Genomic DNA, 24,821 nt, shown 5'->3' with positions numbered 1-24,821 from the left:
GCCCCAGATAACAGGGAATCAACATGTCCAGGACTCAACTGTTCGACCTTGATGGCAAAATCGCTTTTGTTTCCGGTGCCAGCCGCGGCATCGGTGAAGCCATTGCCAGGCTGCTGGCCCAACAAGGTGCCCACGTCATTGTCTCCAGCCGCAAACTCGAAGGCTGCCAGCCAGTGGCCGATGCAATCATCGCCGAGGGCGGCAAGGCCACTGCCATCGCCTGCCATATTGGCGAAATGGAACAGATCACTAAGACCTTTGCGCGCATACGCGCAGACTTTGGGCGCATCGATATTCTGGTCAACAACGCCGCGACCAATCCGCAGTTCTGCAACGTACTGGACACCGACCTTGGCGCTTTCCAGAAAACCGTCGATGTAAATATTCGCGGCTATTTCTTTATGTCCGTGGAGGCAGGGAAGCTGATGCGTGAGCACGGCGGCGGCAGCATCATTAACGTAGCCTCGATCAACGGCGTATCGCCGGGAGTGTTCCAGGGTGTGTATTCGATGACCAAGGCAGCGGTGATCAATATGACCAAGGTGTTTGCCAAGGAATGTGCAGGGTTCGGCATTCGTTGCAATGCGTTACTACCGGGGCTGACCGACACCAAGTTTGCCTCGGCGCTGGTCAGCAACGACGCCATTCTCAAGACCGCCCTGCAACACATCCCGCTCAAACGCGTCGCCGCCCCCGGCGAGATGGCCGGGGCTGTGCTGTATCTGGCAAGCGATGCATCGAGCTACACCACGGGTATCTCGCTGAATGTAGATGGCGGATTTCTGTCCTGATGCCAAGCGCTGCCACGATGATCTGGCAAGCCTCAGACAGCGTGGGCAGCACAATGCCTGCGGTGCAGGCAGCGTGGCGTATCACACCAAACCGGAGCACTATCATCGCGAACAGGCCCGCCGCCGCAGGTTATCCATCATCAGTGCTTGACCGGTCTCCAACGTTTGAACAGACTGTTGTAACCACTTCTGGCCGTTTGCAGCAAAAGCCCACGCACCTCGGTCAGTGCCGATACCGCCCCTTTGGCAGCCCCCACCCAGGCCCTGGCCCGTGAACTTTGCTGCGCTATCGGCGAACCTGTGACATACGCGGCGATGGCCTCGATCCCGACCCCGGCCCAGTAAACCCACGTCTGATTGAACATCCTGCTCATGCCTCCATGAAACGTGGCCATCCCTGGCGGGATCTGCAGCGTATTCACGTGACGATCCAGCTGAGCAGATTGATGGCCCGCGCGAATGTACGTCCCCGCCGCCCCGTCATAAGCCTCGATCACAGGCGCTATATTCGGCTGCAGTGGCCCTGGCACAAACTGACCATAGACCGCGTTGGGAACAGTAGCCAGGCCATAGGCACCTGCACTCATCATCGTTCGCATGATTCTGGAACTTACCGGGGTCTGCCCCCAGGACACGCTGTCACCGTAACCTCTCAAGGCCTGCTGCAGGACTTCACGTGTAAGTGAGCGCACATGCCCCGCCAGCCTCACTCGAGCCACTGGATCCCACACCTCATCAGAACCCGCCCCCTCGCTGGCACCTCGCATTTCAAAGCCCCTGTGCGTAACGTTTGCGGCAATAAATCCGATAAAGGGGCTCCAGTGAGTCAAGTTTGCAAAAAGCCCGGTCCCCATGTGCATGACGGCCAGTGCATCAATGGCATTTACCGTACTTCGCAAGGCAACATTGAGCCTGTGAGTCGGTTGACGACCCTCAAACAGGGCCAGGTCGACCCCCACCCCGACAACATTACTGATCCAGGTTGCCAGCCCATCACGAATCGCGGCGGCACTCGAAGCCTGCCACCGCGACCTGATCTGCCTGGACAGCCCGGAGATGGCCGAGTGCAATCCGGCAAACCGGCCAATAGCCGCCTCCGAACTCAGCAGGCCCTGTTCATCGACCCTGCCGACGGGATTGCCCAGCGCCATCGCGTACAGGTTCATGCCATCAATATCATCGCCCGGATCGGCGCTGATCCAGCGCGCCAGCCACGGTGCGTAATACCGCATGCCGTAATAGTAAAGCCCGCTGGCATCGCGCTCCTTGCCCGAATAGCGAATAAATTTATAACGGGCTTCAAGGGTATTTTTCGTCGCCCACCAGGCAGTGGCTCCATAGGGGTAGTAGCTTTCCTGACTGAGTAACCGCCCAGAGCCATCCAGCTCCAGCATGCTGCAGCCCAGATGGTCCGAGAGGCTCAAACGCATGTGCTCGTTATCGATGCTTTCGGGGCGCCCCTTCTCCCACTGCAATATGCTCGCGCTATTGAGATCACCGGCCACCGTCAGCACATTCAACCATTCGCCCGTGGCGCTGTTGCGCCGGACTTCGAGACCGGGCAAGTAATACACCTCTTCACGACGGGGCTGACGATGGCCATGGGACTGTCTGATTTTAAGCGCCCTTGCCCCGCTGCTGTCGTAGACATAGGCCTCATCATCGTTGGCACCGTCCTGGCGTGTGACACGGGTAACTCGCTGCAATTGATTGCGCAGGGTCCAGCTCAGCCACTGCCCCGGTTCTAGTACCTGCTGGTTGCCATTCGCGTCAAAGCCGCTTGCCAGCCCGGGGCGGGCGGGCAGCCCCGACTTTTGTTCAAGGCCGTGATTGCTGTGGTCAGCCACGTTCATCTGCCGCGTATAGCCAGAACCGTGGCTGGGCATGTGTTGCAGCCGGGCAAGATTGCCGCCTGCATCGTAGGTATACGACTGTCGGTAGTTACGCATACGCTGACCGTTGGCCGCACCCAGGCCCGCAGCAACGGGCAGCTGCGGGCCATTGAGATTGCTGGCGTTTTCACGACCCGTGGCTTCTATCAGCTGGTAGAGCGAGTCGTAGGTATAAGTGCTCAATGCTTGCAGCCGGGTATTATCAGACCACAGCACAGGTTGCGCTGCATCACGGATATTCAGCACATTGCCAACCCGGTCATAGACATAGTTCAAGTCCTGCAAGGCTTCACCCGGATTACGGGTGCGCCATGTTTTCAGTTGCTGCAGGCGGTCATCCAACGGGCTGTAGGCCAGGGCACTCACTACCCCGTTGCCCGACCGTTCAACTTCTATCTGGCCGCTCGCGTTATAGGATCTTTGCTGCACCACACTGTGCTGGCGACCGCTGCCGAGATTGACCATCACCGCAGCCAGCAGACCGTCCACATCATGGCGCATACGCTGCCGATTGCCCTGAGCATCGATTTGCTCAACCAACTGGCCCACAGCATCACGGCGCCATTGAGTGCGCCAGCTTCGGGATTCAAGGTGCTGATCACGCAACCCGGCCTGCGGCGACCAGTTGGGCGCTTGGGATGCGTCACGTACGAATCGCCGTGACTGACTCGTCACCTGCCCCAGCAGGTCATAGCCCTCAAACCACAGCGTGCCGGCAGGGTCGTCATGACGGATCAGCCGGGCGCAGCCATTTTGGCGCGCATGCACAGCGCTGTTGTCGGCATAGGTCAGACGCTCGACACAATGCGCACCCTCAGTTCCGGCGCCCTGTTCGAATACGGCGTTCAAGCGCAGCAGTTCATCGTATTCCCAGATGCTGCGGGTACCCCGGGCATCCCAACTAAAGCGCAGTTGCCCGCCCGCCCCTGCCAGGCTGATACGCACGCCGCGGTCAACACTGTCGCTGCGCAGCAGGCGCCCCGACAGCGAAGATCGATTGCGCTGATTGGGCACCGTAGTCGGATTTTTACGGCGCAATGCCACCAGACGCGGATCCCACTGTTCGGTCAAAAAACCGCTGGGGCCAAACACCTGGCGGCTGATCCGCGCTTCAGGTTCCTGCGCCGCAGTGCGCCGATGACAGGCCACCGTGCAGATGGCCAGCCCGCGAGGGTCATAAGCGGTTAGCAAGGGAGTATGGCGATGCAAGGCTTGGGGCATAAATCAGCTTCCTGAACTGCACAATAATTAAAAAGTGTAGTGATCAGAATGCTTGCCCCACGGGCCAGAGCGGACAGGCTTTGTATCCAGATAAGTTAAATTACAGCAGAGCCAGCCGTTTCAGATGGCTGCCGCTTCCCCCGCCTTACAGCGCGCTGCCTGATGACGTGCATTCACCGCTATCAGGCAGCGCTCGGCCTCTTGCACCATCTCGTCGATCAGGCTCTGGCAACTTTTCAGTTCGCCAATGGCAGCGGCCACCTGCCCGCTGGACAAAATCCCCTCATCCGGCACGCCATCTACCATCGAGCGCTGCAACAGCACCGGCTGATTGGCCGCCATCACCGTCTGCGACAACGCAGCAGGGTCTTCTTTTATTGATTTGGCAAATACACCGAGCATATGCCCAAGGCTCATGCCGGTGTGTTGCTTCCAGTGCCAAGCGCTGCCCAGGGCAATGCGCAGACGGCCAAAGGCACCGGCTTTTTCCAGGCGATTGATAAAAGCGTTTTCGATCATGCGGTGGCGCATGCCATCCACTGCCGTCGTCACGCGAATCTGCTGTGGGTCGGTCACTTTCACGTAGCGCTCCAGCGTCGCGATCGGTGTTGGCGACTCCTGGGTCATCAGGAACCGCGTGCCCATGGCCACCCCGGCCGCACCTGTGGCCAGCGCCCCGGCCAGCCCGCGCCCGGTGGAATAGCCCCCCGCGGCAATCACCGGCACCCGCACCGCATCCAGCACCTGCGGCAGTAAAATGGTGCTCGGCACGCCCCCGGTATGCCCGCCACCCTCGCCGCCCTGTACGGTGACCATGTCTGCGCCCAGTTCCACGGCCTTGAGTGCGTGTTTAAGCGCACCCACGGTGGGAATGCACAACACCCCGGCCTTTTTGAAACGCCCGATGGTCTGGCGGTCGGGGCCGCGGCCATAGCTGACGGCTCGCAGGCGGTACTTGATGGCCAGGTCCACGCACTGCGCGGCGTTTTCCTGGAACATATGGAAATTGAGGCCGAAATTACTCCCCCCCGTGGCCTCGATCACCCGCAGGATTTGGCCCTCCAGCTGATCCGCCGCAATGGTCGCTCCGGCCAGAAAACCGAAGGCCCCCGCACGGGTACTGGCGATCACCAGATTGGCGTCCGCTACCCAGCCCATCGCGGTTTGCACTATGGGGTAACGGCAGCCCAGGGCATCGGTCAATGCCGTTTGCAGATAGTCACTCATCCACGCTCTCCCGCAGCACTCTTGTTCGCTTCAATCATGGCCTTGGCGTCATAGCCGCCCAGCTTGTCCCCGGACAGCAGCTCGTTATGGCTATGGGCGAAGTGATGCCAGGCAAACACCGCGTCCATCGCCGTACGCTTGCCCTGCAAGTCCTCGACGTGATTGATCGCCTGCTTGGTCAGGGCCAGGCCCATGCGCGGCTGTTTGGCGATGGCCGCTGCCAGCGCATAGGTACCGGCCTCCAGCCCTTCGCGGGTAAACAGGCGATTGACCATGCCCATCTGGTAGGCGCGTTCGGCGCTCATGCGATCGCCAGTAAACAGAAACTCCTTGGCAATGCGCGGGTTCAGTTCATAGGGGTGGGCAAAATACTCAACCCCCGGAATGCCCATGCGTACCACCGGATCCTGAAAAAAAGCATCGTCACTGGCCACGATCAAATCACAGACCCAGGCCAGCATCAGCCCGCCGGCAATGCACGCCCCCTGCACCATGGCAATGGTCGGCTTGGGCAGTTCGCGCCAGCGCCGGCACATGCCCAGGTACACCTCTTGCTCGCGGGCATAGAGGTACTCGCCGCCCGGCTTGTTGGTGTGGTCCCACCACAGGCTGGCGCGCTCAAATTCCTTGTTGATATCGCGCCCCGGCGTACCGATATCGTGCCCTGCGGAAAAATGCTTGCCATTGCCGCGCAGCACAATGACCTTCACCGCATCGTCATTGACGGCACGGCGCAAGGCGTCGTCCAGGGCGTAGGTCATCTGTGAGTTTTGCGCGTTATTGACGGTCGGCCGGTTCATGGTCAGCGTGGCGATACCATCGGCCACCCCATAAAGCACCGGGTCCTCGGTTTCATACACAGCGGTGTCAGCCCGCTGCACAAATTCGCTGTCGCTGCTCATATGAACTCCTGGCCATCAGGCCTGACGAATGCCGGGCGGGTTGCCCTTGAGCGCAGAGGCGCGATAGTCATGGGGATCGAGGCGGCGGATCAGCGCCAGTTGCTCCGGCGTCGGCGCCACGGTCTGCTTGAGGTCGGCGGCCTTGAGCAGCGGGAAACCGGTTTTCTCCTGTACCTCTTCAAAGCTCACGCCCGGATGCAGGGAACGCACCTGCACGGCCCGGTCCGGTCCGCCGAAGTCCATCACACACAGGTCGGTGACGATCAGGCGGATGTCCATCAGGTCGCTGCGCATGCCCTCTTCCCAGCCCTCGGGCTTGAAGCCGACACCCGAGACCATGTCCACTTCCCCGGCGACAAACGCCCGGGTGTTGTGCGACGGCACGAAGAACGAGTTGATATGGTTGATGCTGTTGCCCGGCAAACCGCGCACCCCGAGCATTGCCACCTTGGGCTTTTGGTAGTCGCCAATGCACGACAGGTTGGTCTGGCCCCAGCGGTCGATCTGGGTCGGACCGATCATGGCGTGGCGACGCCCGCCCCACACGCACTCGAACACCCGCTCGAACGACAGATAGCCCGAATAACGCGGTACAAAATCTCCACGCGGCCCCAGGGGTATAGGCTCTTCCACCAGAAATGCCTCGCTGTCGGTCATCAACAGTTCCGGGCTATGGGTCAGTTTGGCCAGGCTCGCGCCCAGGCGCGGGATTACCCCCAGGCCCGAAGCAATCACTTCGCCGTTACCGCGCCAGGCTTCACAGGCGGCCACGATCAACAGTTCAGCCAGGGTAAATTCGCTAGTAGCAGTCATGTCCACACTCCTCAAAACACGGGCAGCGGCAAAGCGCTCAATCGATCGACCCCGCCATTGCTGGCCTGGTAGGCGCTTTCGCCCGGGGTCACAAACTCGGCTACATAACCTTCCCAGCCACCTTCTTCGGCAGCGCTGGCGCTGTAGCGTTTCAAGTGGCTAAGGTCCCAGCCGTAATCGGAGGGGCAGGCTGTCGGATGCGCACCAAAGGGTGCATGCACCACGCCGCTGACCAGATAACGTTCGAAGGTGTTGAAGCGGGCCTGGGCGGCATCCAGGTTCAAGCGCTCCTCGATCCGCTCACAGGAGACAAAGCACTGTTTGGCGGCACGGGCATACAAATGATCGAAATAAGGATCGGGGCCCGTTACCAGGGTATTGCCCAGGCGGTCGGCAACGTTGACGTGCAAAAAGGCGATATCCAGATTCAGCGCCGGCATGGCCAGCAACACCTCGCCATCCGCATAGGGCGACTGCACCTGCTTGATCCCGGGGTTCAGGCGGCTGACATCGGTGGCCAGGCCACAACGGGTCGGCAAGAACGGCAGACGCATGCCGGCGGCCCGCAGGCCCCATTGCAGCATGCCCTCGTCCAGTTCCATCAGCTCCAGTTCTCCGGCCTCGCGAGCCTTGCGAAAGTAGGCTTCGAGCGGGATGGCATCGAGGGTGGCAAAGCCGAAAATCAGTTTTTTGACCTTGCCGGCAGCGCAGAGCATGCCGACCTCGGGACCGCCATAGGCGACCACGGTGAGATCCTTGACGTCAGAACGCAGGATCTCGCGCACGATCGCCATGGGCTTGCGCCGCGGGCCCCAGCCGCCGAAGCCGATGGTCATGCCGTCGCGCAGTTGGCCGACCACGTCTGCCGCTGTCATTTGCTTGTTCATGTAGTGCTCCTTACGACTGTCCTGCAGAGAAGTCATGGCCCCACAGGCTTACCCGGGTGAATTCAAAAGCGCTGTGGTCCTGCCAATCCACCAGCAAGCCGCCATAGCCATACTCCAGGTCAAAACCTGAAGGGGTTTTCATATAGAAAGAGGTCATGCGGTCATTCAGATGCTGGCCGAGGGTGGCCGACAGCTGTACGTCATGCGCGATGCGCCGGTCATGGGCGCGGCCCACTTCAGTCATCGACTCGACCTCGACCATCACATGCACGCAGCCGGACGGCACCGGGTACTCGGCCAGGGCCAGGCTGTGGTGACGGCTGTTTTTGCAATGCAGAAAATGGATGCGGATCGGTGGTGCCGAAGGGTCGGGACGGAAGTTGAAAATATCCGACAGTTCAAAGCCCAGCACATCCTTGGCAAACGCCAGGGTGGCATCGAAATTTGGCGCGGGCAGTACGGTGTGGCCCAGGCCCATATCACCGGTGACAAAACCCGGCACTCCCTGGGGCGAGACAAAGGGCTGGCAATCGGAGCGATGGCCCCAGCTCAATTCATGGCGGTTACCTGAAGGGTCGGTAACGTGCAGCAGTGCTTGCACACCGCGCTGATCGCACTGTTCGGCGCTGCCCAGACGCCAGTTGACGTCGGCCTGATCCAGCACTTCGATCGCGGCGTTGAAAGCCTTTTCGCCGGCCAGCTCCCAACCGGAAGCCAGATACCGCGACTCACCGCCCGGCACGATAAGCATGCGATACGGACGCTCATCCATCTTCACGTACAAGCCGCCGGCGGGTGCTTCGCTGACCATCATCCCGAGCACGTCTTCGGCGTAACGCTGCCATTTAACGGGATCTGCAGACTCTGCAACGAAGTAGCTCAAACCACGAATGTCGATCATGTGCCTGCTCCTCAATGCCTGTATTTATTGGCTTGGAGGAGTATGGGAAGGATGGGGGTGGGGTTCATCGTCCGTTGAGACTAAAGCGCTCAGGTGGGGCGCCTTAAACCGGTGGGAGCGGGCTTGCCGGCGATGCAGGCGGCGCGGCGTGTCATTAAAACCGCATCGATAGCATCGCGGGCACGCCCGCCCCCACAGGGCATCACATATACAAAATCACCAGCTCATTGATCACCGACGGCCGCTCGCTGCCCAGCACATGGGTATTGAGTTCCAGGGTCAGCTGAGTACCGCTTCTGACCCGCTCTACCCGCTTGACCCGGGCCCGCGCATGGATGGTCGAGCCCGCCGGCACCGGTGCCGGGAAGCGCAGGCGATCCGAACCATAGTTGACCATATTGGTGAACCCGGTGATCTCGTAACCCAGGTTGAGTTTCATCCGTGACTGCAGGATCTGCACCAGCGCACCGTGGGCGATGGTGCCGCCAAACGGGCTTTGCTTGCGCGCACGTTCCGGGTCGGTGTGGATCCAGTAATCATCCCCGGATAACTGGGCAAAGCTGTCAATCAGGCCCTGATCGACCACCACCTGGTTGCTCCACGGGCTGAACTCGTCGCTGACCAGCGCCTGCAGGCCCTCTTCGTCATCCAGGGCAATCTGGCGCACTGGCACTGCGGTTTCTGGCACCGGTTGCTCAACCGTACGCAGCGTCTTCAACGCCTCGGCATCCTTGTCCAGCCCGGTAAAACGCAGCAGCCGGTTGCCCTTGGCATCGACCTCGGCAAATACCGGTTGCAGGCGCATGCCCACTTTCACTTCAGACTCGTCCAGCCCGACCAGATTGGTATTGATGCGCACACCCTGATCCAGCTCGACCACCGCCAGTATCTGCGGCATTTCATCAGCAAAGTCCGGCAGGGTCGCGATGCGGGTCACGGTAAAGCTGTACAGCGTCGCGCCACCACTGACTTCACGCCAGGTCAGGGCATGGGTAAAGCACGCCGGGCAGTGCCTGCGCGGGTAAAACACCCAGTGGCTGCATCGTTCACATTGCTGAATCAGCAGGCGCTCGGCCTTCAGGCCTTCCCAGAACGGTGCAGAAATCTCGGTCGGAACCGGCATTGGTTTGTTGTTCGACATCGGATTTATGCTCCCTGAAGTATCAATGCGCCCTGCTCACTCATCACCCCACCGGTGCCTGAGACATATACCGTGTCGCAGCGTTTGAGCTGGCGCTCGCCCGCTTCACCGGCAATTTGCGTCACCGCCTCGATCACCTGACTCATCCCCCCCGCCGCGCCGGCCTGGCCAAAGCTGAGCTGGCCGCCGTGGGTGTTCATCGGGAAATCGCCGCGCCAGGTCAGGTCGTGTTCACGGACAAAGTTCATGCCTTCGCCCTTGGCGCAAAAACCGGCGTCTTCCAGGGTCAGCAAGGCGGTGATGGTGTAGCAGTCGTAAATTTGTGCCGCATCCACATCGGCCGGTTTGAGCCCGGCCATTGCGAATGCGCGCTGCGAGGCAGGCCCGATAGGTGTGTGCAGCATGTCCTGGGCATAGGACGGCGACTTGAACGCCAGGTGCTCGCCGAAGCCGGTGATCCACGACGGCCGCTTGCGCGCCCGTGCTGCCACCTCTTTGGAGGCGATAATCATCGCGGCGCCACCGGCCACCGGCATGACGATTTCCAGTACATGCAGCGGGTCGGCAACTTTTTTACTGGCCAGCACTTGCTCGATGGTCAGCGGCTGGCCGTAAAACATCGCTTCGGGGTTGTACTGCGCATTGGTGCGCTGATCGACCGCGATTTTTGCCAGTGCCCGCGGGTCATAACCATATTGCGCGGCATAGCGCTGGGCGATCATCGCGTAGCCGGTGTTCTGGCCCATATGCCCATACGGCAAGTCGAACTCGGCTTCAGGTGCACCGAATGCCGTGCTGTGGCCGCCAAAGCGCATGGCCCGGGCCATCCAGCTGGCGTCTTCATCCGGGCCCATGGGCGCCATGCGTGCGGGCAGCACACACAGCACCGCCTGGCACAAACCCAGCTCAATCGCAGCGGCAGCGCGCCAGACCATGCCCACCGAGGTACAGCCGCCAAGGTCGACCACTTCGGCAAAATTCAGGCGCAAGCCCAGGTACTCGGCGGCCATGGCCGGGACGAACACTGAGGCTTCATGAAAATGCGGGCCATTGATCACCAGCCCGTCGAGATCCGATGCCTGCAAGCCGGCATCCTGTAACGCCCGGGCCGCCAGGTCAGCCACTTGTTCCAGATGGAACATGCGCGGGGCCGTGGCGTATTTCTCCGGTTTGTACTGAGCGCTGCCAACAATGGCGGCATGACCTTTAAGACCCATGGTTTTCTCTCTTTAAAAGTGCAAATCAGGCCGTTCCGTGGGAGCGGGCTTGCTCGCGCTGGCACCGACGCGGTTCTGCTGCAAAACCTCAGTGCCTGTATCGCGAGCAAGCCCGCTCCCACACAGGGGCAGGCAAGTCGTCAGAACGTGTATTTCATCGAGAACGTGGCGTAGTCACGGTCTGCCAGCGGGCGGTAGATCGGGTCGGGGGAGCCCAGGTACCCGATATACCTGAGGGATACTTCCAGGTTGCCCAGGTATTTGAAGGTGGTACCCGCACTCAGGCGCCTGTCCCCCGCCACCCCGGCAATGGTTCCCGACATCGGTGCCGCACCGCTGAATACGTTGGAGAAGGTGAACGGCACTTCAAGGTCCCAGCCCTGGAATACGCCCGGGTAACTGAACGAGGCGCCCACGGTGTAAGCGCTCGAAGAGCGGGTACGCCAGGCCGTGGCCGTTTTGTAGGTGTACTGATCGGACGGTTGCACGGACGGCACCAGCGACGGCAACAGGCCCACACCTTCAAGGTTCGGCGCGGCAGAGGTTTCGTCGGCGTGGTCGGCACGCACCGTGACAAACTCACCGGTCAGGGTGGTCTGGCTGGCCCAGGGGCGGTCCCCCAGGATGCGCATGGCCGACAACTGGAACTGTTGGCCCTTACCCTTGGCCGGCACCGGGCCCAGACCGGTATTGACCATCACCGGAGCACCGTCGCGGTACGACCACTCCGCACCAAGCTGGTACTCGCCAAGCTTGGTGGTGGCACTGATACCGGTGAGTTTGATGTCTTCAAAATATTTGACCCGGTAGCCGTTGGCCTTGTAAGCCAGGCCACCGGGGCCTGCCGGTATCGGGTCCCAGCCCACCAGCGCAGTGGCCGGGTTTTTGTCGTGGTACACGACATGGAAGAGTGAAACTTCCAGGTCGGTAATCGGCCGGTAGCGGACCTGAGCACCCCACTGGCCGCTGTCGCGCGGCTCGTCGGTGCCCAGGTAAGGCACCTTGTTGGCGCCCATGTACAAAAATTCGCGGCCCGGGCCGATCACATCGGAAGTCGACAAAAAGCTGCCCACCGGCGGCAGTTCGGTGCCCTTCCACTCGTACTGCACATAACCGCCCAGGGTAATTTGCGGGTTGATCCGGTAAGACGCCGAGAACTGCCCCACCGGCAGCAGCACCTCTTTGACCTCAACCCCCGGCTGCGCGGCCTTGACCGCATCGGACGGGTTCTGCACGCCGTTGACGCCAGGGTAGTAAAGGCTCTCGCCCCATGACTCGATATGCCGACCCGCTTTTACGTCGAGCATGGTGTCGTTTTCAAAACGCCAGCCGCCAAACACATAAGCGTCGAGCAGGCGCGTGCGGCCACCGCTGTAGTAGCGGGTGTCACTGGTGAACTCGTCGTTGTCGCCGTATTTGTTGACGGTGGCCGGTGAATCGTTGTCATTCTTGCGGTGATACACATCGTCGTAAAAGGTACTGGCGCGCACCACCGCACCGTAGTTGTCTTTGCGCAGGATCATTTCGCCCAGCGCGCCCACCCGGTTGGTGGTGAGGCTGTGCTGATCAAAGTTGCGGTTCGGATCATCGACGTTGACCCCCATCAACCGGCCGCTGGGATTGCCCAGCCGCGTACCGATGCCATAGCTGGTGGTGACCGACCAATCAATCGTGGTGCCGTCATCGAACTCGATGGTGTCCCCTGCCCACAGCGGGCTGCAGACCAGCGCCACGGCAACGGCCAGGCCACTGGCCTGGAAGTTGTGCGGGCGCTGCCCTGAACAATTATTGTTATTTTTATTGATCACTCTGCCTCTCCTGATTAGCGACTCGGTGGCCGCTTCGATGGGTTCAAGCGTCATTGCGTTGTGTTCAAAGCAACTCAAGCGGGTCGAACTTCACGACTCCTGTCGGGGCCTGTCGATAACGATGCAGCCCTCCTTCTTCCTCACGAACGAGCGCCCCCTCGGCCATAAGGTAATTGGCATGCGCCAACGTCTCGCCTAGCGCCATCAGCTCGTCGAAACGGCCTGACAGTTTCTTGAACAGCACCGCCATCATTTCCAGCCCGGTGCGCGGTTGTTCGCACGCTGCCAGCAACTGCTGCAAGTGCTGGCGATGGTGGTCGCGCAACTGGTCCAGGCGCAGATGCAGGTTGTAAAACGGCCGTTCATGGGCCGGCAGCACCAGTACGTGGTCGGGGATCGTGCGCAACCGTTCGATCGAGTCCAGCCAGTCCCGCAAAGGGTTGGCCTGAGGCTCGCTGACATACACGGCAATGGTGGAAGTGATGCGCGGCAACACCTGGTCGCCGGAGATCAGCAAACCATCGTCCGGCGCATACAGACAGGCGTGTTCCGGTGAATGACCGTTCCCGATCACCACCTCCCAGCGCCGCCCGCCGATGGTCAACTGGCTGCCCTGGTTCAACCGGGTAAACCCCGCCACCAGTTGCGGGCGAAAGTGCTCGCCCTGGATCAGCGGCAGCAACGCCGTCGCGCGCTCGGCGCTGAAGCCGGCCTTTTGATAAAAATCCAGAAACGCCCAGTCCGGTGCCGTCGCTCGCGGCGGGCCATGGTGCAGCGCTTCGAACTCGCCATGGGTCATCAGCACCGGGCAACGAAATCGCTCGGCCAGCCAGCCCACCACACCGGTGTGGTCACTGTGAAAATGGGTGCAAATGACCGCTTTGAGGGGCAAGCCAGCCATGGCTTCGACAAACACCTGCTCCCACACGGCGCGACATTGATCGCTGTTCAGCCCGGTATCCACCGCCACCCAGCCGTCACCGTGACGCAGCAGATACAGGTTGATGTGATCGAGGCCAAACGGCAGCGGCATGCGCAGCCAGAGCACGCCGTCGGCCACTTCCTGCACCTGGCCGCTGGCCGGGGCCTGTGGCCAGGGGTAGCGCAGGCCGTCACGCCATTGATGGCCTTGAGCGTCGAGTTCACTCATGGCCGGCACCTGCAAACGGCAGCAGACCGTTACGGGCCAGCACTTGCAGGGAGTACGGCTGATAGGTGCGGCTACTTTCATCGCGCACAAACAGCGGATCGGCAAACAACTGCGGCGCGTAACCCTGACGCTGCAAATCAACCTTGCGCAGCTTGAAGGTGCTGGTCAGGTCCGCCGCCAGTGTTACCCGTACAAACACCGGCGCGGCATAACGCGGCAAACGGGTTTGCGTCAGCTCATAAAAAGCCTGCGGGTCAAAGCTATGCCCGGGCTGCATCAAGATCGCCGCCATCCCCGCACGGCCTTCGTGTTCAGGTACCTGCACGCCGTACACGTTGATCAGTTCAAGCCCCGGCATATCACTCAGGGTGTCGGCCACTTCCAGGGTCGAGACGTTCTCGCTTTTCCAGCGGAAGGTGTCGCCGATGCGGTCGACAAAATAGAAATAGCCGTCGTCGTCATAACGCAGCAGATCGCCCGAACTCCAGTAGGCATCACCACGTTGAAACACATCGCGGCGGATCTTGCTCTCGCTGGCCGCAGTACTGGTGTACCCCTCGAAACGCCCACCGCCTATCTGCGGGTGATCAACGATAAAGCCCATTGCCTCGCCGATTTCTCCCGGTTGGCACAACTGGTAAAAACCGTTTGCATCCCGCGGATGGCTGTCGCTTTCCACGTCGTAACGCACCAGGCGCAGATTGGTGCGGCTCCAGTCCGGCACGCGACCACAGGAGCCCACATAGTTGTCGACATTGATCAGGTTGGCGTTGGCTTCGGTGGCACCCCAGCCCTCGAACACCTGGATCGGGCCAAAACGCTCCAGCCAGCGCTGCCAGGATTCAGGCGTGAGCCCGGCACCGAGCATATGGCGCAAACTGTGCTCGCGCTCACCGGTCACCACTGGCTGGTTGAGCAGGTAGCGACAGATTTCTCCAATGTACTGAAACACGGTGATGCGGTTGCGGCGCACATCCGGCCAGAACTCGCGCACGCTGAACTTGCGCCGCAGCACAATGCTTGCGCCCGCGCACAGTGCCGTGGACGTCACCGAAGTGGCCGCCGCGCCGTGGTACAGCGGCAGGCAGCAGTAAAATACGTCGTCACAGGTGGCCCCCAGGGTGACTTCCATCACGTCACCCGAGGACAACCAGCGCATATGGCTATAGCGTGCCGCCTTGGGCAGGCCGGTAGTGCCCGAGGTGAAAATCAGCAGCGTGGTGGTTTCGGCCGTAATCGCCGCACGCACGTCACGGGCGAAAACCGTGGCCGGGGCAGCGGTAACGTGCTGTTCAAAGTCATTATCGACAAAGGCCGGCAGCTCGCCGTCAAAGGGGTTCAGTGCATCGTTGACCAGCCACAGCGGCACATCGGGCAAACCTTGAGTGCCCAGCAGATTGGCCAGGCATTCTTCGCCCACCACCACCGCCCTGGCCGCCGTGGATTGCAAGGCATGCACCAGTGGCTTGCCACTGACCTGGGTGTTGATAAACGCCACCACCACACCGAGCTTGACCAGTCCGAACCAGCTGTAGAAGAACTGCGGACGGTTCTCCATGGCAATCGCGCAAACATCCCCGGGGCGCAGGCCCTTGGCGTAAAACACATGGGCCATGCGATTGGCCTGGGCTTCCACGGCGGCGTAGGTGACACGCTGCTCGCCGTCGATCAAAAAAGGCCGATCGGGGAATGCACGGGCCTGCCCTTCAAGACGGTCGGCCAGGGTATACAGGTCCGCCGGTTTGATCTGGCCGCTGGCCGCAGAACGCAAATCCAGCAGTGCCTGGGTCTGATCACGGGGCACGGGCTGTTGTCTGACTGCCGTCAGGGTGCTGATGCGGGACATGTCGTTCATGGCGCCACCGCCTCGGCCAGCGGGTAATCGCTGTAGCCTTCCGGGCCAGGTGAGTACAGGGTCTTGCGGTCGAAGCGGGCAAGGGGCAAGCCCTTGCGCAAGCGCTCGACCAGGTCCGGGTTGGCAATAAAGTGCCGGGCAAACGACACCGCATCGCCCTGCCCGGCCTGCAGCGCGGCTTGTGCCGATTCGCCGTCAAAACCGTCATTGAGGATCAGGCCGTTGCTGCAATGACGCTGGGCCAGGGCAAAGGCATCCAGTTCCGCCAGCGGTGAGCGCATGATATGCACATAAGCCAGGCCCATCGGCTCGGCGGCCTTGCACAGGGCAACTGCGGTGGCCAGCGGGTCTTCGTCATCGATATCGTTGAACGGATTGCCCGGGCACAGGCGCAAGGCGACACGCCCGGGGCCAATAGCCGAAGCCATCGCTTCCAGCACCTGCTGCGGGAAGCGCACGCGATTTTCAACACTGCCACCGTACTGGTCTTCACGCCGGTTGCTGCCCGAGGCCATGAATTGCATCGGCAGATAACCGCTGGTGCAGTGCAGCTCGACGCCATCAAAACCGGCCTGGCGTGCATTGAGTGCGGCCTGGCGGTAATCTTCGATGACCTGTTCGATGTCGTGCGGCGACAAGGCCTGCGGCTCGTCGGTATCGACCATCCCGGCAGTGTCGGTAAACAGCTGGGTGCGGGCGCGCAAGGCCGACGGCGCTACCGTGGCGGCGCCTGCCGGTTTGTTGTGGGCGCTGGCTGCACGCCCCACATGCATCAGTTGCAGCACAATCAGGCCACCTTCGGCATGCACTGCATCGGTCACGGCTTTCCAGGCGGCAATTTGTGCCGGGGAGTAAATCGCCGGGGTGCGACAGTAGCCCAGGCCACTGGCCGAGGGCGCCGTGCCTTCGGCGACAATCAACCCGGCAGAAGCGCGCTGACGGTAATACTCCACCATCTCGGCCGTCGGCACCCCGTGTTGATCGGCGCGGCTGCGGGTCATGGGCGCCATGACGATACGGTTGGCCAGTTCAAGCTCACCCAGGCGCACGGGTTCAAACAGAATGCTCATGGTATTTCCTCAGCGCACGCGGATTTTCGGTGCGCCAGCCCCACGGCGCAGGGTGGCAAGAAAGTGCTCGAGCGGAGCCGCTGTCGCCACTTGCGGCAGTTGCTCCTTGTCCGGGCGGCTGGCCCAGAACTCGGTCCACGACGGGAACAGATCGTGGAACGTACCGGCGTAGGGTTCGCGCCCCGGCCAGCGCATTTTTTGCGTGCCGATCGGCGGTTTGTTGAGGTCACTGGCGTACCAGTAGCACGGCAGGCGACGGCGGAAATACCAGCGCCCCTGCATGCGCTCATAGTCATCCCAATAGAGCATTTGCATGGTCACCCACTCGGGGCCGGTCTCGTGCTCGTTCTTGGAATACACCACGCCCACGGCATGGTCCGGGTCGGTGAACTCGATCAGGTGCTGGCCCAGGTGATGGGAAGTGCCATGAAACTGGTCGCGTAACGTGTCGTCGACCCAGGCCTTGAGGTGCGCACGCCCGGTTTTTTCGCGGCCTACGCGAATGTCTTCGGCAAACAGATTGACGTGGGCATCGAGGTCACGCATGTCCAGCGACAACGAATATTTACCAGCCAGCTGGCGGATCTCATCAATCGATTCCAGCCGATCGAGACGGGCTAACAAAGCGCTCTGTTCCATAAAAGGGTCCTTATTCCAATACCGTGTACAGCTCACTGCTGCGTCCGCCATCCACCGGCAGGCAAGCACCGGTGATGTATGAAGCTTCGTCACTGGCCAGGAACAGAATGGCGTTGGCCACTTCCACCGGCTGGCCGACGCGCTTGAGCGGGATCAGTTTTTCGGTATTGGTGCGCGTCTTGTCATCGGTGAGCATGCCTGCCGTGGCCGGTGTCTCGACCACACCCGGGCTGACCACGTTGCAACGGATGTTGTGGCTGGCACCTTCACTGGCCGCAGCGCGGCTGAAGTTGATCACCGCGGCCTTGGCCGCCGAGTAACCGGCCATCCACGGCGTACCGAACTGCCCGCAGATCGAGGCCAGGTTGATGATCGAACCGCTGCCCTGGGCGCGCATCAGGCCCATGGCCGTGCGTGTGCCCCAAAAGGTGCCGTCCACCGTGGTGGCGAAGTTCGAATGCCAGTCAGCGGTCGAGGTGCTGTCAATCGCGCCCCAGCTGTAGGCCATGGCGTTGTTGACCAGAATATCCAGACGGCCGTGGCGCTGTGCCGCCTCGCTGATGGCGCCGACATAAGCGGCTTCATTGCTGACATCGGCCACCGCGCATTCGGCGCGGCCGCCGCTGTCACGGATCTGTGCCGCTACGGCTTGCAGCGGCTCGATGCGTCGCCCGCACAACACCACCAGCGCGCCTTCTTCGGCAAAGCGCAACGCCGTGGCCGCGCCGATGCCTGAACCGGCGCCGCTGATAAAGGCAATTTTGTCTTGTAAACGAGTACCCATGATCTGCTCTCCCATTGCTGTGCGCGGCACTCAGATAAACGCCATGCCGCCGTTGACCGCGAGGTTCTGACCGGTGATGAACGCTGCGTCATCACTGGCCAGAAAGGCCGCGACGCGAGCGATTTCATCGGTTTCACCCATGCGACCCAGGGGGATGGCCTTGAGCATGCTTTGCATCCAGTCGTCCGGGATGTCAGCCATCATCGGCGTGTTGGTCGGGCCGGGAACGATGGTGTTGACCCGTATGCCGTTGCCTGCAAGTTCGCGCGCCATACTGCGGGTCAGGCCCATTACCCCGGCCTTGGCTGCACAGTAATGGCTCGGACCTTCGCCGGTCAGGGCGGCGGTGCTGGAGATATTGATAATCACGCCGGGCGTGGCAGCGGCGAGCATCAGTTTTACCGCTTCACGACTGCAGAAAAACGGCCCGGTCAGGTTGACCCCGATCACTCGTTGCCAGTGTTCGTCCGGGGTTTGTGCGAAGGCATCGATGGAGCCGATACCGGCATTATTGACCAGCACATCGAGGCTGCCGAAATGTGCATGCACGGCAGCCATCGCGGTGGCGACCGAGTCGCTGTCAGCGACGTTGCAGGACACTGCCAGGGCCTTTTCGCCCAGCCCTTCAATGCTTTGACGCGCGGCATCGAGGTTGATGTCGGCGGCGACAACCTTGGCCCCCTGCTCGGCAAAGTGACGAACAATCGCTCGTCCCATGCCCTGGCCTGCACCGGTTACAAACGCCACTTTGTTAAGCAATTTCATCCTGTTCTCCCACCTGCCCGAAGTCGGCCCGCCGGTAAGCCCGGACGGTGTATGGGAGCAATCATTGACTGCGGCCAAAAGCTGAACATCGTCCGATGGGACTAAGCAGCTCAAGAGCGGATGACGACCGTAGCAGCTGACGAGCAGCCTCGTTCCTACGGCAGCTGCAGAAACACTGCAACTGTGGGAGCGAGCCTGCTCGCGAAGGTCGTTCGCGAGCAGGCTCGCTCCCACAATAGGGCTTGACCTGCAACAGAGTATCTACAGCTTTCATCCCCAGAGAGATTCTGTGCATGACCGGCTGGTCTAAATGGACGATGTTCCTCCAGCCGGTTCGTGGAATAACTCACTCACTAGAACAAAAACCGGGAGACCCGTCGTGTCCATACCCTTGCGCCCCACCTGGCGAACCCATTACGCACTGGGCGTATTGGCAGCCATCTATATCTTCAACTACATAGACCGGCTGCTGATGGCCATTTTGATCGAACCGGTAAAGGCCGAGTTCGGCATTTCCGATACCGGTATAGGTCTGCTTTCAGGTGTGACCTTTGCCGTGTTCTACACCCTTTTCGGCTTTCCGCTGGGGCGCCTGTCCGATCGGATCGGGCGCAAAAAAGTCATCGCCTTCAGCTGTATTGCCTGGAGCGTCATGACCATTTTCTGCGGCTTTGCCGCCAGCTTCACCATGCTGGTGATCGCCCGGATCGGGGTCGCTATCGGCGAAGCCGGGGGCACCGCGCCGTCAATGGCCATGGTCTCGGACCTCTACCCGCCCGACCGCCGCTCGACCGCCCTGTCGGTATTGATGCTGGGCTCAAGTCTGGGGGCGATTTTCGGCCTCGGTCTGGGCGGCTGGATTGCCCAGCATTACGGCTGGCGTTTCGCTTTTGTGGTGATCGGCGCACCGGGGATTTTGCTCGGGTTGATCCTGCTGTTTACCGTGCGGGCACCCAAGCCGGCGATGCTGGTCAGCCCCAATCTGGTCGCGCAAGACCACTGGCTGGTCACGGTTCGCGAATTGTTCCAGACACCGTCCTTTCTCTGGCTGGTGTGCACCGGCGGCTCGGCTGCCATTGCCGGTTATGCAATCGGTACCTGGAGCCCGAGCTTCCTGATCCGCTCCCACGGCCTGAGCCTGCAGGACGCGGGCCTGCTGGCCGGGGTCGCAGGCGGTGCCGGGGCAACCATCGGCACCCTGACCTGCGGCATTTTGTGTGATCGCCTGGTGCGTCGCGACAAGGGCTGGCAAATCGGGGTGCCGCTGCTGGGCACGCTGATCAGCATCCCGTTCGGTCTGGCGTATTTCCTCTGGCCAGTGGGCACTGCATTTTATATGGGCAGCACACCCATGCCGACCGCGTTTCTGTTTTATTGCGTATTCAGCTTTTTTGGCACCTGGTGGGCAACGCCCTGCCTGGGCGCCATCTCCCATCTGTTTCCAGCCACCCGCCTGGCCCAGGCCACTGCAATTTTTGTAATGGCCATGACCCTGCTCGGGGTCGGTGTCGGGCCGCTGCTGATCGGCATGCTCAGTGACGGCTTTGCCCATACCCTGGGCAACGAAGGCCTGCGCTATGCCCTGGCTTCCTGTATCTCGCTGCTGGTTCTGGCCTCGGTGTTTCTGGCCATGGCCTTGCCGCGCTACCGCAACCACCTGATGAACAAGACCCCGACCCCAGCACCGCTGGCTGACGCGGCCACTGCCTGACAACTGGAGATTGAGTGATGATCGAACAAGACCTTCCCCTGCCCATCGGCCACTTTGTGACACTGGACAGCGGCCTGCGCCTGCACTTTCTCGACGAGGGCAGCGGCCCGGTCGTATTGTGGTTGCACGGCAGTGGCCCGGGCGCCAGTGGCTACAGCAACTTCAAGGGCAACTATCCGCAGTTTGTGGCTAACGGCTTTCGCAATCTGGTGGTGGATTTGCCGGGCTTCGGCCGCTCCGACAAGCCGGAAGATGTGAACTATGACCTGGCGTTCTTCGTTAGCGCCATGTCGGGCTTTCTCAAGGCAGTGGGGGTCAAGCGCGCCACCTTGCTCGGCAATTCCCTGGGCGGTGCGATTGCCCTGGGCCTGGCGCTGGCTGAGCCGGAGCGCGTCGAAAAACTGATTCTCATGGCGCCCGGCGGTGTTGAAGAGCGCGAAACCTACTTCAAGATGATCGGCATCCAGCGCATGGTCGAGCTCTATAACGCAGGCCCGCTGGGCATCGAGCAAATGCGCCGGATCATGAGCCTGCAACTGTTCGACACCGCGCTACTGGACGACAACCTGCTGGCCGAGCGCGTGGCCGTGGCCGTGCATCAGCCGCGCAATCTGTTCAGCACCATGATGGTGCCCAACATGACCGAGCGCCTTGAAGAGCTGCAGGCACCGATCCTCGGGTTCTGGGGCACCGACGACAATTTCAACCCCGCATCCGGCGCGCTTAAAGTGCTGACCCACGCTCCCAATGCGCGTTTTATCATGCTCAATCAGTGCGGCCACTGGGTACAGGTCGAACACCGCGACATGTTCAACAAGGCGTGCCTGGAGTTCCTGCGCGGCTAACCGTATACCTGCATGACCTGCGGCTGCCTGCGGGCGGCCGTAGCCCTTCCAGACACCCGCTCGGGCTGAAATAACAATGACAAAATACCCTCAGTTACTGGCATCCGGTCGCATAGGTTCTCTTGAACTGCGCAACCGCATCATCATGGCGCCCATGGGCTCCAACTTCGCCGAGGCCAATGGCCAGTGTGGCGAGCGCATTCAGGCCTATTACGAAGCCCGCGCCCGTGGCGGCGCCGGGCTATTGATCATGGGGGTGTGCTCGGTGGCGTTTCCGGCCGGGACCGCCGAGCCATTCCAGGTCGGCGTTTCCAGCGATGAGTTTATCCCCGGTTTGAGCCGACTCGCCGAGCGCGTCCACCAGCACGGCGCAAAAATTGCCATGCAGTTGCAGCACGCCGGCAAGACGGCAGTGCGCGACATGGCCGAAGGCCGGCAACTATGGGTGCCCTCGGTGCCGCCGGTGCTGCAAAGCGACATGATGGCCGCGCTGACGCCCGAAGAACTGGCCAACTTTGTCAGCTCCATGAAGCGTCGCGCCGAAGGCTCACCGATCCGTGTAATGGACAGCGCCGATATCGCGCAGATGATCGAGTGGTTTGCCAGTGCCGCCGACCGCGCCAGGCGAGCGGGTTTCGACGGTGTGGAAATCCATGCGGCCCACGGCTACATCATCGCCGGTTTCCTCTCCGGCTATTACAACCAGCGTGAAGACGAGTACGGCGGTTCGCTGGAGAACCGTGCCCGGCTGCTGCTGCAAATCATCGCTGCAATACGGGCCAAAGTCGGCCATGAATTTGCCGTATGGCTGCGCCTGGATGCTGAAGAACTGCACACCCCCGGCGGCATCAATCTTGAAGATGCCATCGCCGTGGCACGCATGGCCGAGGCGGCAGGTGTAGATGCGGTCAGCGTATCGGCCACTGCGCGCATCACCAGCGGCGTGGTGTTTACCGAGGCACCACTGGTGCACAAGCCCGGGGGGTATCTGGAATGGACCGCTGCGCTCAAGCGTAGCGTGCAAGTCCCGGTGATTGCCGTGGGGCGGATCGAGCCGGAGGTCGGTGAAGCCGCCCTCAAGCGCGGCGACTGCGACTTCATTGCCATGGCCCGCAAGTTCCTCGCCGATCCGGACCTGCCCAACAAATTGCTCAACGACCAGGAAGCGAGTATCCGCCCGTGCATTTACTGCTACGTGTGCGTGAGCCAGATTTTTATCAACGAGCGGGTCAAATGCGCGGTCAACCCCATGACCGGCCATGAGTTCGAATACGTCATCGGCCCCACTGCCACACCCAAGCATCTGGTGGTGGTGGGAGCCGGGCCTGCCGGGATGGAAGCCGCACGCATCGCCGCGTTACGCGGCCATCGCGTGACCCTGCTCGAGCGCAGCGACCGCCTCGGTGGCACGTTGTTTTTCGCCGGCCTCGCCTATGCCGAAAACGCCCGCCTGCTGGAAAATCTCAAGGTGCAGGTGCAGCAGTCGGCGATTGATATCCGCCTCAACACCCTGGCCAGCCCTGCCCTGCTGCGCGACCTGGGTGCCGATCAGGTGCTGGTGGCCGTAGGTGCCGAACGTGCGGCACCGGCCATCCCCGGCGCCGATCAGGACCATGTCTGGAGTGGCGACGAACTGCGCCGTTTGATGACGGGTGACCGTGCTGAAGAAATAGCCAAACGCAAACTGTCCTTCACCCAGCGTGCACTGATGAAGGCCGGCAGCCTGACTGGCGTTACTGACAGCCGTGAAGCCATGGAAAAACTGTCGCGGGTGTGGATGCCGCTGGGCAAGCGCGTGACCATTATCGGTGGCGGCCTGGTAGGCCTGGAGCTGGCGGAATTTTTGATTGCCCGCGGACGTCAGGTCACCGTGCTGGAAAGCGGTACTCACCTGGGCCGGGAGCTGGCCATTGTGCGGCGCTGGCGGGTGCTGCATGAAATTCGTGTGCATGGCGGCGAGTTGATCACCGGGGCCAGCGTTACGGCGATCGACGGCCACAGCGTGCGCTATCAACTGGCCGATGGCACTTCGGCGCAGAGTGACGCCGACTCCGTGGTACTTGCCATCGGCGCCCAGCCCGATACCGGACTGCTCGACGAACTGACCCGAGCGGGGTTGAGCGCCAGCAGCATCGGCGACTGCCACAGTATCGGCTATATCGAAGGCGCAATCAGCGCCGGGCACAAAGCCGGACGCGAGGCCTAGCGGTTCATCTGTGGGAGCGGGCTTGCTCGCGATGCAGGCGGCGCGGTATAGCGGTTGAACCGCGTCGATGCCATCGCGAGCAAGCCCGCTCCCACAACCGCGATTACCAGGTTCTTTCCAACAAGCTGTCGAACATCGCCTGGGCCGCCGACGAAAGCTCATGGCCTGGCTTGGTCAAAACGCCAATGGCCCGCTCCACCACCGGCTCATGCAAGGTGATGCAGCAGGCTCCCAGCTCACGCATCTGTTCGGCACATAGGGCCGGCACCACGCTCACGCCCAGCCCGCTGGCGACCATGCGGCCCACCGTGGCCAACTGATGGCTTTCAAATTCAACCGGCAATTTCATCTGCCGCGCCTGCAAGTGTTCTTCCAGCAGCACCCTCACCGCAGACGGTCGTTGCAGAGTGATAAAGGGCTGTTCCAGCAGGGTCTGCCAGTCGATCAAGTCAAGCCCGGCCAGTGCCGAGTCACGGGGCACCACGGCGACAAAACGGTCCAGATACAGCGGGGTGAACGTCAGCGACGAAGCGCCTGCCGGCTCGAAGGCCACACCCAGCTCCACCTCCCGGTCACGCACCATCTCCAGTACCTGCTCGTTGATCACATCGTTGACCGTGACGTTGACCTTGGGATGCCGCGCGCGAAAATTTTTCACAATGGCCGGCAGCAAGTTGCCCGAAAACGACGGGATGGCGGCCAGGGTGACGCGCCCGCGCTGCAGGGTGAAGCGCTGGCGCATTTGGTCTTCGACATTGTCCCAGTCAGCAATCAAACGCCGGGCCAGCGGCAACAGCGACTCGCCCTCCGGGGTCAGGGCGACATTGCGCGTGGTGCGACTGAACAATCGCCCGCCCAGGCCCTGTTCCAGCGCCTTGATGGTCAGGCTCAGGGCCGACTGCGACAAATGCAGACGTTCGCAGGCCACGGCAAAACTCAGGCTTTGGGCCACCGCAAGAAAGGCACGGATTTGTTTTACGGTCATGGCCAGGCCTC

General features: G+C 61.5%; 20 protein-coding genes. 4 read left to right on the top strand and 16 right to left on the bottom strand.

Going from position 1 to position 24,821, the window contains the following annotated elements; all coding sequences use genetic code 11:
* The first annotated feature begins 23 nt into the window (after positions 1-23).
* Entirely contained in the window at positions 24-791 is a 768-nt protein-coding gene (locus tag ACP7BE_RS03180; protein WP_095000410.1) for an SDR family oxidoreductase, read from the top strand.
* Between the two features lie 140 nt (positions 792-931).
* Here ACP7BE_RS03180 and ACP7BE_RS03175 read toward each other — a convergent pair whose 3' ends face one another.
* The 15 genes from ACP7BE_RS03175 to ACP7BE_RS03105 all read right to left on the bottom strand — a co-directional run bounded on the left by ACP7BE_RS03175 (position 932) and on the right by ACP7BE_RS03105 (position 19,063).
* A complete protein-coding gene (locus tag ACP7BE_RS03175; RefSeq protein ID WP_095000411.1) occupies positions 932-3,904 on the bottom strand; it encodes an RHS repeat-associated core domain-containing protein in 2,973 nt (990 codons plus the stop codon).
* Between the two features lie 120 nt (positions 3,905-4,024).
* Positions 4,025-5,131 carry an NAD(P)H-dependent flavin oxidoreductase gene (locus tag ACP7BE_RS03170; protein WP_095000412.1) on the bottom strand — a complete coding sequence of 369 codons (1,107 nt, stop codon included), beginning with the start codon at positions 5,129-5,131 and terminating at the stop codon, positions 4,025-4,027.
* Positions 5,128-6,033 carry an enoyl-CoA hydratase gene (locus tag ACP7BE_RS03165; RefSeq protein ID WP_095000413.1) on the bottom strand — a complete coding sequence of 302 codons (906 nt, stop codon included), beginning with the start codon at positions 6,031-6,033 and terminating at the stop codon, positions 5,128-5,130. The genes ACP7BE_RS03170 and ACP7BE_RS03165 overlap by 4 nt, the downstream gene beginning before the upstream one ends.
* 15 nt (positions 6,034-6,048) lie before the next feature.
* Positions 6,049-6,846: a CoA-transferase subunit beta gene (locus tag ACP7BE_RS03160; RefSeq protein WP_426104700.1), complete on the bottom strand. Its 798-nt coding sequence runs from the start codon at positions 6,844-6,846 to the stop codon at positions 6,049-6,051.
* Between the two features lie 11 nt (positions 6,847-6,857).
* Positions 6,858-7,733, bottom strand: a complete 876-nt coding sequence (locus tag ACP7BE_RS03155) for a CoA transferase subunit A (protein ID WP_095000415.1) — start codon at positions 7,731-7,733, stop codon at positions 6,858-6,860.
* A 10-nt stretch (positions 7,734-7,743) separates the two neighbouring features.
* Entirely contained in the window at positions 7,744-8,634 is an 891-nt protein-coding gene (locus tag ACP7BE_RS03150) for a VOC family protein (RefSeq protein ID WP_426104698.1), read from the bottom strand.
* Positions 8,635-8,836: 202 nt separating this feature from the next.
* On the bottom strand, positions 8,837-9,775 hold the full coding sequence (locus ACP7BE_RS03145) for an OB-fold domain-containing protein (protein ID WP_095020036.1): 939 nt from the start codon (positions 9,773-9,775) through the stop codon (positions 8,837-8,839).
* 5 nt (positions 9,776-9,780) lie between these two features.
* The gene (locus ACP7BE_RS03140) at positions 9,781-10,992 is read right to left on the bottom strand and encodes a thiolase family protein (RefSeq protein ID WP_095000418.1); all 1,212 of its coding nucleotides are present in this window, start codon (positions 10,990-10,992) and stop codon (positions 9,781-9,783) included.
* Positions 10,993-11,132: 140 nt separating this feature from the next.
* Positions 11,133-12,800 carry a DUF1302 domain-containing protein gene (locus tag ACP7BE_RS03135; protein ID WP_095023571.1) on the bottom strand — a complete coding sequence of 556 codons (1,668 nt, stop codon included), beginning with the start codon at positions 12,798-12,800 and terminating at the stop codon, positions 11,133-11,135.
* A gap of 64 nt (positions 12,801-12,864) precedes the next feature.
* Positions 12,865-13,950, bottom strand: coding sequence for an MBL fold metallo-hydrolase (locus ACP7BE_RS03130; protein ID WP_426104695.1), 1,086 nt, complete (start codon positions 13,948-13,950; stop codon positions 12,865-12,867).
* On the bottom strand, positions 13,943-15,805 hold the full coding sequence (locus ACP7BE_RS03125) for a long-chain-acyl-CoA synthetase (protein ID WP_426104693.1): 1,863 nt from the start codon (positions 15,803-15,805) through the stop codon (positions 13,943-13,945). Before ACP7BE_RS03125 ends, ACP7BE_RS03130 begins: the two co-directional genes overlap by 8 nt.
* Positions 15,802-16,875, bottom strand: a complete 1,074-nt coding sequence (locus ACP7BE_RS03120) for an alkene reductase (RefSeq protein WP_426104691.1) — start codon at positions 16,873-16,875, stop codon at positions 15,802-15,804. Before ACP7BE_RS03120 ends, ACP7BE_RS03125 begins: the two co-directional genes overlap by 4 nt.
* Before the next feature lie 9 nt (positions 16,876-16,884).
* Positions 16,885-17,514, bottom strand: coding sequence for a nuclear transport factor 2 family protein (locus ACP7BE_RS03115; protein ID WP_095000423.1), 630 nt, complete (start codon positions 17,512-17,514; stop codon positions 16,885-16,887).
* Positions 17,515-17,524: 10 nt separating this feature from the next.
* Positions 17,525-18,298 carry an SDR family NAD(P)-dependent oxidoreductase gene (locus ACP7BE_RS03110; protein ID WP_095020040.1) on the bottom strand — a complete coding sequence of 258 codons (774 nt, stop codon included), beginning with the start codon at positions 18,296-18,298 and terminating at the stop codon, positions 17,525-17,527.
* A 30-nt stretch (positions 18,299-18,328) separates the two neighbouring features.
* Positions 18,329-19,063: an SDR family NAD(P)-dependent oxidoreductase gene (locus ACP7BE_RS03105; RefSeq protein ID WP_095000425.1), complete on the bottom strand. Its 735-nt coding sequence runs from the start codon at positions 19,061-19,063 to the stop codon at positions 18,329-18,331.
* Positions 19,064-19,442: 379 nt separating this feature from the next.
* Between ACP7BE_RS03105 and ACP7BE_RS03100 the strand changes: the two genes are divergently transcribed.
* From ACP7BE_RS03100 to ACP7BE_RS03090, 3 genes are all read left to right on the top strand, one after another.
* On the top strand, positions 19,443-20,774 hold the full coding sequence (locus tag ACP7BE_RS03100) for a spinster family MFS transporter (RefSeq protein WP_095020041.1): 1,332 nt from the start codon (positions 19,443-19,445) through the stop codon (positions 20,772-20,774).
* Between the two features lie 17 nt (positions 20,775-20,791).
* A complete protein-coding gene (locus ACP7BE_RS03095) occupies positions 20,792-21,619 on the top strand; it encodes an alpha/beta fold hydrolase (RefSeq protein WP_426104688.1) in 828 nt (275 codons plus the stop codon).
* A gap of 76 nt (positions 21,620-21,695) precedes the next feature.
* Positions 21,696-23,825, top strand: coding sequence for an FAD-dependent oxidoreductase (locus tag ACP7BE_RS03090; RefSeq protein ID WP_426104686.1), 2,130 nt, complete (start codon positions 21,696-21,698; stop codon positions 23,823-23,825).
* A gap of 103 nt (positions 23,826-23,928) precedes the next feature.
* Here the strand turns inward: ACP7BE_RS03090 and ACP7BE_RS03085 are convergent, their stop codons facing one another.
* On the bottom strand, positions 23,929-24,810 hold the full coding sequence (locus ACP7BE_RS03085; RefSeq protein WP_095000429.1) for a LysR family transcriptional regulator: 882 nt from the start codon (positions 24,808-24,810) through the stop codon (positions 23,929-23,931).
* Between the last annotated feature and the right edge of the window lie 11 nt (positions 24,811-24,821).

Origin of the sequence: Pseudomonas sp. TWR1-1-3 (assembly GCF_049896805.1) — a bacterium.
Classification (GTDB): Bacteria; Pseudomonadota; Gammaproteobacteria; order Pseudomonadales; family Pseudomonadaceae; genus Aquipseudomonas; species Aquipseudomonas bubulae.
The sequence above is the reverse complement of the archived record's forward strand: the minus strand, read 5'-3'. Positions and strand labels throughout refer to the sequence as shown.